This window comes from Deltaproteobacteria bacterium, assembly GCA_029860075.1.
In the GTDB taxonomy this organism is placed as follows: Bacteria; Desulfobacterota; JADFVX01; order JADFVX01; family JADFVX01; genus JAOUBX01.
This window is the reverse complement of sequence record JAOUBX010000050.1, coordinates 22,661-32,448: the sequence shown is the minus strand read 5'-3', so window position 1 is coordinate 32,448 and position 9,788 is coordinate 22,661. Positions and strand designations below refer to the sequence as shown.

10 protein-coding genes are annotated in these 9,788 nt (G+C 41.6%); 3 read left to right on the top strand and 7 right to left on the bottom strand.

Annotated features, from left to right (window positions below):
• Positions 1–283, top strand: a 283-nt coding sequence (locus OEV42_14305; protein ID MDH3975448.1) for a hypothetical protein, incomplete at its 5' end; no start/stop codon positions are given.
• A 21-nt stretch (positions 284–304) separates the two neighbouring features.
• Here OEV42_14305 and OEV42_14300 read toward each other — a convergent pair.
• The 5 genes from OEV42_14300 to OEV42_14280 all read right to left on the bottom strand — a co-directional run bounded on the left by OEV42_14300 (position 305) and on the right by OEV42_14280 (position 4,581).
• Positions 305–1,447 (bottom strand): DUF4263 domain-containing protein, encoded by a 1,143-nt coding sequence (locus OEV42_14300; GenBank protein MDH3975447.1) that lies wholly within the window; start codon positions 1,445–1,447, stop codon positions 305–307.
• A gap of 106 nt (positions 1,448–1,553) precedes the next feature.
• On the bottom strand, positions 1,554–2,303 hold the full coding sequence (locus OEV42_14295; GenBank protein ID MDH3975446.1) for a phage Gp37/Gp68 family protein: 750 nt from the start codon (positions 2,301–2,303) through the stop codon (positions 1,554–1,556).
• Between the two features lie 3 nt (positions 2,304–2,306).
• The gene (gene tcmP, locus OEV42_14290; protein MDH3975445.1) at positions 2,307–3,401 is read right to left on the bottom strand and encodes a three-Cys-motif partner protein TcmP; all 1,095 of its coding nucleotides are present in this window, start codon (positions 3,399–3,401) and stop codon (positions 2,307–2,309) included.
• A 365-nt stretch (positions 3,402–3,766) separates the two neighbouring features.
• On the bottom strand, positions 3,767–4,276 hold the full coding sequence (locus OEV42_14285) for a type II toxin-antitoxin system MqsA family antitoxin (GenBank protein MDH3975444.1): 510 nt from the start codon (positions 4,274–4,276) through the stop codon (positions 3,767–3,769).
• Between the two features lie 2 nt (positions 4,277–4,278).
• A complete protein-coding gene (locus tag OEV42_14280; GenBank protein MDH3975443.1) occupies positions 4,279–4,581 on the bottom strand; it encodes a DUF4258 domain-containing protein in 303 nt (100 codons plus the stop codon).
• Between the two features lie 437 nt (positions 4,582–5,018).
• On the opposite strand from OEV42_14280, the gene OEV42_14275 reads away from it, so the two are divergent.
• On the top strand, positions 5,019–5,693 hold the full coding sequence (locus tag OEV42_14275) for a class I SAM-dependent methyltransferase (protein ID MDH3975442.1): 675 nt from the start codon (positions 5,019–5,021) through the stop codon (positions 5,691–5,693).
• Positions 5,694–5,863: 170 nt separating this feature from the next.
• Positions 5,864–6,361: a Spy/CpxP family protein refolding chaperone gene (locus tag OEV42_14270; GenBank protein ID MDH3975441.1), complete on the top strand. Its 498-nt coding sequence runs from the start codon at positions 5,864–5,866 to the stop codon at positions 6,359–6,361.
• Positions 6,362–6,562: 201 nt separating this feature from the next.
• Here OEV42_14270 and OEV42_14265 read toward each other — a convergent pair whose 3' ends face one another.
• Both OEV42_14265 and OEV42_14260 read right to left on the bottom strand, forming a co-directional pair.
• Positions 6,563–8,254 carry an NAD-binding protein gene (locus OEV42_14265; GenBank protein MDH3975440.1) on the bottom strand — a complete coding sequence of 564 codons (1,692 nt, stop codon included), beginning with the start codon at positions 8,252–8,254 and terminating at the stop codon, positions 6,563–6,565.
• Between the two features lie 315 nt (positions 8,255–8,569).
• Positions 8,570–9,625: an HD-GYP domain-containing protein gene (locus tag OEV42_14260; GenBank protein MDH3975439.1), complete on the bottom strand. Its 1,056-nt coding sequence runs from the start codon at positions 9,623–9,625 to the stop codon at positions 8,570–8,572.
• Between the last annotated feature and the right edge of the window lie 163 nt (positions 9,626–9,788).

Genomic DNA, 9,788 nt, shown 5'->3' with positions numbered 1-9,788 from the left:
TGGCATGGTCGATTTATATCATATCAATCTGTTGCTGTCAATTAATTGGGATGTGTCCCTATTAACTAACTCAGTGATTTCTCCTTCAGCTGCGCTACTTTCTCAGCCAAAATCTGTTGGGCTGAACGGGGCTTTCTGCGGAGGGTTTGAAAGTGGAAATTGGGGAATAAAGGTGTATGATTTTTCATGCCCAATTATACCATTTTCCCCTTATATTTCATGCTCTTTTTCTATGCTAAAACCGCTTAACTTAGTGCCATTCGGATGTGTCCCTATTAACTAATACAGGTTCCACATAATTAGCTTAAAAAGGAAAGTCTTCTTCATCGGAGCAAGTATCTTCAGTCACTTCCTTGTCAGTTTTCATTTCATTTTGAAATATATCAAGCGTCCTCTGAGCTACGCGAATCAACTGGTCGAAGGTCATCACCTCGACCCGATGCAGATGAGAGTTAAGCGTTCGCAATGCTGCTTGCTGATTCTCATCACCATCTCTGCCAATAAATATTCTTGCCCTTATCTTTAATGGGTCGAGCTTGTCAGTCGCAATTATTGAGTCACGATTTCGTTCAACCTCCTCAATGTAGCCAAATGTCTGCCCCATTACCTGGCTCAATTTTGATGATGAATAGTAACTGTTATGGTTGCTGTCATACCTAAACAGAGGTTCCGAAAAAGCTGTCTTAATCTCTATGATTTCCAGATAGCCATCAACTGTACGTCTCAGCATGAAATCAAAATTTTGGTCTCTTGTCCATTTGCGTCTGTCCAAAAGTTCACTGTATTCACTTCCAAATATCCATGGATTTTTCTTCAAGTGACTCTGAAATTCTGGCTCCTTAATTTCAGGTGCTTCTACCAATTTTTTTAGATGAGTAAAGGCATCTTTATACTGTACAAACCTCGCCGCAATTCCAATATTTTTAACAGCTTCAGGTGCCGTTTTCTGGAAGGTCACCACAAAATCACCGATGTCTATATCAGCATCCTTTAAGCTCCCGATTAGCGCTGTAAACAACTCGAGTTTTCGAGAACCTGGCAACTGAGGCAATAATAAAGTAATTTCAGATAAGATTTTATATTGTTCCTTAGATATGACATGAAACTCCCCTGCCTTTTTTGGATATTGCTCTGAAAGTACGGCATTTAAGAAGCTAGACAGTGCATTAATTTCATCGGGATTTTCACCATCAAGACAGATTTTTTTTTCGGGCTTAGTCCGCCAACCTACTCTAGTCTTATCAAATGAATCAAGCTGTAAGGATAGATGGTGAAGTTCTCCCTTTGCTGGGTCAAGTATTTCGAATATTGTTGCTATACGGTATGTTCTTGGACCGTCCTTAAGAACTACTTGATGAGTTTTGCCAATATTCGGATTGGCATATGTGGCCTGAATTTTAACCTTTATATCCTCAACGGAAAGCTCTGGTGGATAGTTTGCAGCCATATTTATTTATCCAAATGATTATTGTTTTTTGTTAATAACTGGGGACAGCCGTAAATGTTCAGGAATTAGGTCACATTTTTTAAAGAAAACGGGGATAGAAACCGTTTTAGAGGCCTGTCATTACCAACTGCGGCATAGCATCCCATGTTTTTCCCTGCAACTTTCTTCCATTCTTCTTCTTCTGCCTCTTAACCATGTCCGGGCCCCAAGTCCCCCATTGTTTAAAGAAAAAGGGCACGCCCTGCTTTTCGCACTGCACCTTAATATTGAGGACCCACTTTTTTTCCATTAGCCTCGCCCTGTTGCCCGATTCACCACCTACAATCACCCATTCGATATTTCCAAAATCAACTACACCCAGGTTTTCGAGAAGAGGTTCAACGGAAAGGAAACGAACAGAGGCCTTAACAGATTTGAGAAGTTCAAGGCGTGGCAAACCGTCTTTTTTGTTCTCCACCGTTACACCAATCCAGGCATTTGAAGGCGCATCGTAAGTATTGAAGAACTCCGCCATCCTGTCAGCCCTTTTGGTCAACACCTGAAAAATATGACGTGGAGAGTTCCGCATTATATTTAAAACCTTATTAATGTAGTCATCCGGGATATCCTCATGAAAAAGATCGCTCATAGAGTTAACAAAATAGACGGTCGGTTTTTTACGCTTTAGCGGTTCATCCAAACGATGAGGCTGCAAGGTTACCTCGAACCCCCTTTCATACCCCGGTACACCCATCGCCTGTAGTCGCCTTGCCATGATTTCGGCATAGCAATTGGCACAACCGGGAGATATCTTGCTGCATCCCGTCGTCGGGTTCCATGTCTGTTCAGTCCATTCTATACTTGAAAAAGTGGCCATAAATTATTTTAATTTTATCCTTTGTTCTTCTGTTCCTACTTTACAGCTATTGTAAGAAACATTCAACTTTTGTTTCGGCATTTTACCGTCTCTGATTAAGCCATTTATTACACTTCTCGCATTAGCCGGCTTAATACCACTAGTAAGCGTATATCGATAAATATCCTTATTTGATTTGACTTTTCCTTTCAAAATAGCTTTCTCTAATTCATTTTCGAATAGCTGAACTTTTTTAGGAATATTAAATTCTCTGAATAAGGATGGTTGCTGTGGATTTATATTGTCTTGATCAATATCATAGTTTGAATCACCGGTCTGTGGATCAAGCTTCCAACATTGATTAACGAATTTATCTAATCCGAGAAGATGTCCTGTTCCAAATATAAGCCCGTAAATGTTAGCTCCTTTTTTTATAGAAAAAGGGGCAAGATAATATTCTCTGCTATTAGGGATCAGCTTCCAATAGTAATCAATAACATGACGGTGAATGTGGTAATAATTGGATGCTGTTATTTCGTGTGATGGTATATCTATGTATTTCTTTATCTCAGGGTGGTCTGTAAAACGACTAAGAGTGGATGATGAAGTAAAGAAAAGAAAATCTGTTGCTGGAAGATTAATAATTTCAAGAAACACATCGTCAGTAATATGTTTAATTCCATTTTGATCGAGAAAAAGGAAGTTTGCCGTACCCGATTCAGACATTTTTGGAAGATATTCTCTAAAAGCAACATTGAATTCATTGGAAGTGCAGATAATTTCAAATGCATGTGATTCTGGGTTCAAAGCTGATACATGTTCCTGAAGTGTTCTGACCTTCTTTTTTCTATTGTCATTAAAAAAGAGGGTAACTTGTTGTTTGTTCCCAATAATATTTGATAAATACGGTTGGAGTAAATCAATGGTAATAAGCGGGCTTCCTTTGCAACCTGTTTCATCCTTCCCCGGTCCCGAAAAAAAATCAAAAATATTTATCTTTGTATAAATTGGGGTTCTTGAAAGGAAAACAGGTAACCACTCTTTAATGTAGTTTTCATAGAGTGCTAGCTTTGCTTTTGTTCCTTCATCAAATGGAGTTTTATGAATATCTCGTCCCATACTAGATAAAAAAACTTTACTGCTACCCTTTCTATACTATTTTTTCACACAAAAAAGCCCGAAACCGTCACCGGTTCGGGCTTTCATTTTTTTCAATATCTTTGCACTTCCCATTTTTCTCTCCCCCAAAATGCGTTTTGATCTATTTTTATACATAATGCAAAGCGGTTTGTAAACTTTTTTCAACCGCGGAAGTCACGTAAAAATCCAGCACCCTTCGACAAGCTCAGGGTGACAGGAAGTTTCCGCAAAGGAGAAGGAATAAATCTTAAAATCCTGTAAATCCTGTCAAAAATAATCTTTTTAAGATTCCTCACATACGTTCGGAATGACAAGCGGGAGTAAAACTTTAAGTCTGGAGGTTCCTACGCTGCCATTGGTTCAGCAAAGTACATCCCTTTACCTTTTGAGGATATGTTAATTTTGGAGAGTTTACCTGTTACAGGCGTGATGTTTTTGAGAATATTTAAAATGGGCTCCGACAATAGCTGATTACTTTCTTCTTCCAGCTTTCTTATATAGATCATCCTTAACAGATGGTCATTGGCATTGCTGATTTCAGCTTTATTATTTTCCCACCGTGATATAGTAACTTTATCTACCCCCATTAACTGAGCGAGTTCAACAGCTTTTAAGTCCATTGCCTTTCTCAAAAATTTTATCCCCTGTCCCGTTAAAAGCGTATTTTTATGGATGAGAGCCATGGCTATTGTTTTGTGAAGTCCTTCAATATTAGGTATTTCAGGCATTTCCTCACCACAACTGCAAGTATATACATTAATCCCTTTAAGAATTACTTTATCCAGACCCGATTCAATATAATGATAATCTCTTTTTGTTTTGCTTAACTCTTTTTCACAATTGGGACATCTCATCTTCAATCTCCAAATGCCGTGATTAATAAAGTTTTTTCATCGTACAATTCTGCAATTACCTTTAAGACATCTTCATCAAGCGTTTCACCTTCAACTCTGTATCTCGGCTTACCACTATTAATATCAATCTCCGGTTCATTGTAAATTCGGCCGGTCTTAAGTACATGCGTTACATCCTGCATAGAAAAGCCACGCTGTGCCAGGCGCTTTTTAAAGTATCTGGTTATTACAACCAAGCCACCTGAAAGGTGCTGCCTAATTATTTTTTCCGCTTCAAGCCTGTTCGGAATTTTTATTTTTTTCAACCTTCACACTTTAGTTAACACCATGTTAACTCTCCTGTCAAGAATTTATCTTTCTCACTCATCTCTCCCCCAAGATTTCAACTCAACTTTTTATACATAACCCAAACCTGATTGTAAACTTAAAAAATGAAAACAGTTTCATGCTGCAGGTTTAAGGGAAGGTTTCGCGCAAAGGCGCCAGGAACAAAAGAAAGTTTTTTAATCTGAAAAAATATTGAAGAGCAAGCCCCCAAACTCCCCCTTGACAGGGGGACCATAATCCCAAAATCAGGTTGATCCTGTCAAAAAAACCTTTCAAAATACTCGCACTCATTGGCAATGACATATTTGATTTCTCCAGCCTTCCCTCTATTCCGAGCTTAAGAAAAATAGGATTACTCCTGTTATAAAAGCCGGAAGATAGCTTATAATAGTGAAATCATTTTGGGAGATAAGAATTGGATCATAATAATCGATTAGCCAATTGCCCCTTATGCAAGAGCGAGGCAAGGGAGCCCTTTCACCGCGACAAACGACGTGACTATTACCGTTGCCGGTCATGCGGCCTTACCTTTATTTTGCCTGAGCAATATCTTCACGCCCATGCAGAAAAGGCCGAATATGACCTGCACCGCAACGATCCTCACGATGCGGGCTACCGCCGTTTTTTGGGCCGTCTCTTTGAACCGATGGTGGAAAGCCTTGAACCGGGAAGCTCGGGCCTCGATTTTGGCTGCGGGCCGGGACCGGCGCTGTCAGTCATGTTTGAAGAAGCGGGGCATGAGGTAGCATTATATGATTATTTTTATGCCCATGATAAATCAGTCTTTCATAGAAAATATGATTTTATAACCGCTACAGAAGTAGTAGAGCACCTGCACCACCCCGGCGAAGAGCTGGACAGGCTCTGGCATTGCCTGAAAGCGGGAGGCAGGCTGGGCATCATGACAAAGCTGGCTCTTGACAAGGCGGCCTTTTCAAAATGGCACTATAAAAACGACCTTACCCATGTCTGCTTTTTTTCAGAAAAAACCGCCAGGTGGCTTGCCGCCAGATGGCAGGCAAAAGTAACCTTTGCCGATAAAGACGTGCTCATTTACGATAAACTTATTAAGACGGCAAATCCCTCTTAGGTCTCCCTGTCCGGGGAAGACATCCACGGGACAAAACAAAGCGGCTATAAATTTGGGAAGCGCCCTCTGAAAATAAGAGCGTAAAGTTTTTCCTTTTCATTGCATCCCGGATAAGTAGTGCTAAACTTTCTTATATAGAAAAATAATTATAAAAACAAAGGGGGTTGATAATGAAAAAAAAAGGGAGTGTTTTAGCGATAATCTGGATTCTGATTCTTTTCTCTTCGTCAATCACGACAGCTCAGATGGGTCGTGGAATGGGGCCGGGCATGGGAGGTATGCACGGCGGTTGTGATTCCTACCTTGACCTGTTGGGAGATCTCGATCTTAGCGATAAGCAGACGGAAAAACTGAATAAGCTCAAAAACAGTTACAGGAAAGAACAAATCAAGCTGAAGGCTGAAATGAAAATAGCTTATATCGAATTTCGTGAATCACTATCGGGAGATTCGGCAGATATGAAAACCGTAGAGAAAATTGTCAAAAAAATTGCAGACCTTAAGAGCAAACTCCTCATGAATTCAGCCCAGGCCAGCACAAATGCCAGAAGCATACTTACAAAAAAACAAAGGGAAAAGATAAAAAAGCTGGCAAGGGAAAGAAGGTCGGAGTGCCGCATGTACGGCGGTTCAGGAATGATGCGGGGACCACACTGGAGCAATGATTGATTTTTAAGAGGGTTTAGTTCCAAAAAGAAATAAAGAATCAAGCCGGAGGAAGGAACATTCAATCATCCCGGCAGGCTTGCCAATCTCTTTTATTTTTGTTCAACACAACCGAATGAAGCGGATGAGGGAGGGAGAAGAGAATAAACGGTCTGAGCATAGCAAGTTTTTAGTTGAACCCGGGCGCCTGAACCTCTCTCTTCTTTAGGAAATAAATTCCCTGATAAAACGTTCTTCCTGCTCCATATTACCGATCATAATAATCGTGTCCTCCTTTTCCAGGCGGGTTGTGTGGTGCGGAGCGTTGATAAGTTTTTCATTTTTATTTAATGCAATAATATTACATCCCGTCAGGGCGCCCACATTAGCTTCGGAAATGGTCTTGCCCTCAAGAATGGGCGGAGTTTGGTACCTGAAGATGTGGAGCCCTTCGGCAAGAAGGGTCAAGTGCCTCTTTTGCAGTATGTTGTTTACAATACTTGTGCCGATCATAGCATAGGAAACGACAAAGTCTGCGCCGGCTTTATGAATGGTATTAATATTTCTGTTAAAGTTGGCACGGCTCACAATCCTGAGTTCTTTATTCAGACTGCGGCAATAAAGTGAAAGGTATCCGTTTGTGCCATCGTCACTGGTGGTGATAACGACTGTTTGTGTTTCCATTACGCCGGCCCTCTCCAGCACCTCTCTTTCCTTTGCATCACCCTTGATAAACACCCCTTTTCCCAGCTTCTGTCTGCAATCTATAGTATCAACAATGAAATAGGCGATCCCTTTTTTATCGAGTTCTCTCGCCACAAAAAGACCGACAGCACCGGCGCCGATAACAATAATCGGCTTGTCAGAAGGGATATAAATCGACATAAAGGTATCAAACTCAATGAGTTTTTCCTTTTCGCCCATCAGCAAAAGAACCGATGAAGATGTCAATTCATGGTCCGGTCTGGGTGTAAAAAACTTTCCTCTTTCCCATATACCGACAATATTAATTTCTGTTGTCTCCCTGATCTTAAGTTCAAATATCTTCTTTCCCATAAAAGGTGTACCGTAAACAGGAAACTCGACAATTTTAAGTTTCTCCAGCGCCCCCATTTGCTTGGTATGCGTTGCGCCGGAAACACAGCGGTTGGCCATATATTTAGCAAGAATCTCTTTAACGGGAAGCACATAATTACAGCCGGCAAAGTGAAGAATATCTTTCGATGCGCCTGTCTCGGCCAGGGCGACAATAGGTGTTTCCGAAATGCCCCGCATTGTGAGAGCAATGTGTGAATTGACAACATCCGACTGGTTGGCAAATATAATTTTGGCCGCATTGACATTTAACTTCCTGTAGGTTTCTTCATCAGAAAAATCACCATGGATAACGGGATAATCCTCATTGTGCAGGATTTCCGCCTTTGCCGGATCAGCTTCGACAAAAATATAGGCGCGATTGGTAATACGAAGTTTTTCCAGGAGATTCATTGCAATTGAGTCCCGGCCACAAATAATAACATGGTCCTGCAAAGGCCCGGCAGGCATGGTTGGTATGCGGTGTTTTGCCATTTCTTCCATTAAGGGGAAAACAAAATAGCTGATGATCGTATAGGGAAGAACAATCAACAGAAAAAGAACACCTGAAATGAGCACTATGATCGTAAAAAGCCTGCCAATGTCGGAAAGGAAGTAAATATCACCCGTACCGAGCGTGGTCATATTAATAAGTACCCAGTAGAGACCGGCCATCCAGGAGTGTGTGGCCCCTTCCACCCTGACCATTATGATTTGAAAGATGACCGTGTAAAGGAAGACGAGAAAGAATAAAAAAACAATAAACTTGAACAAAAAAAGCAGATTGCTTTTTTCACGTTTCCCTTGAGAAAGAGAAAAGAAGGTTTTTAAATTATCACTCACAATTCACCTAAGTTTTGCGGCCTCGCCAGGCCCCATGGATGCCCAACATTGATATGACCTGTTATCTTCTTATACCGGTTTTTTTTAATTTAACCCAAACGGCTTTACGTCTAAAGCTACGGTAAAAAAGATTGAATCATACTACATCCATAGCCGGAGATACAAGCTCTGGAGAATAGTCAAAGAACTTTTAACCCTCTTCCAAAGTAAAAAAGGCCCTCTCTTTTTTGCCCTCATATACCGTTCCAATAATATTTTTAAAGCGGCCGGTTAAACAAAGCTACTTCTGAAACTTTCAGCAGAGAATTTTATGGCTTATTTTAGAGATACCAGCCAGGCCAGTTCTTCCAGGTCAACGGCATCAATTCGATAGCCCTCTCTAAACAGCTCTACACAGGCTTCGACAATATGAGCATCGTACCATTTTCCTGCCTTTACTAAAAGAGAACTCAAAGCTTCTTCCAAAGAGATAGCCGGACGGTAGGGTCTGTGAGAGGTCATGGCATCCACCACATCGGCAACACAGACAATGCGCGCTTCCAGCAGAATTTCACCCTTACGCAAGCCCTGGGGATAGCCTGTTCCGTTCAGGTGTTCATGGTGCTGAAGGGCAATTTTTGCAATGGGCCAGGGGAAATCGACAGGTTTCAAAATTTCGTAGCCCTTTTGGCAGTGAATCTTCAGGTAGTCGATATCTTCATCTCTCAGTTTCCCGGGCCGCGATAGAATCTCGGCAGGCACAGCGATCTTGCCGATATCATGAATAAGGGCCCCTAAAAAGATCCCTTCAATCTCTTCATCAGACAATCCCATTTGTTGTGCGATGGAGGCGGCAAGGTGAGCTACCCGCCTCTGGTGACCGGCTGTGTAAGGGTCGCGAATTTCCACAGTCTTTGACACGGCCAGCAAGGTCTGCAAAAGTGTCGCTTTGATATTTTCGGCATAGTGAAGCTGTTCCCGGGCCCTCTCTTTACGCTCCGATATATCACGAATATAGGCAATAAAGATGGGCTCCTTACTTGATTTGACGGAGATAACCTCGACCTCTGCCGGAAAGATGCCGCCACCGGAACGCATGGCTTCAAGCTCTATACGATTGCCGATAATTTTGCTTTTCCCCGTAGCCAGGTACTGTGCCAGTCCCTTTTCGTGGGCCAGGCGCAATTCTTTAGGGATCAGTTTTTCCGATACCCTCTGGCCGATAACCTGTTTTTTGCTATAACCGAATATCTTTTCAGCAGCAGGATTAAAGGCAATGATTCGGCCATAAGCATCCATAGTAACGATGCCGTCAAGGGCGGAATCAACGAGGAGTTGAAGCCATTCAGATGAGATGTCTTTTTGATTTCCTGGAGGAGAAGGTCTTTCCACTGTCGGGACTCCTTAAATGCGAAGCGCATCAACTGCTATTCTTAGTATCGATCCTATCACTTTGTAAGATCATTTGCTAATTTAACTTTCCCTGTCCGCGGAAATAATAAGCGCTTTTTTTCAGAAATTTCCCTTATCCCCTTGGAAGAATATATTTTCTAAG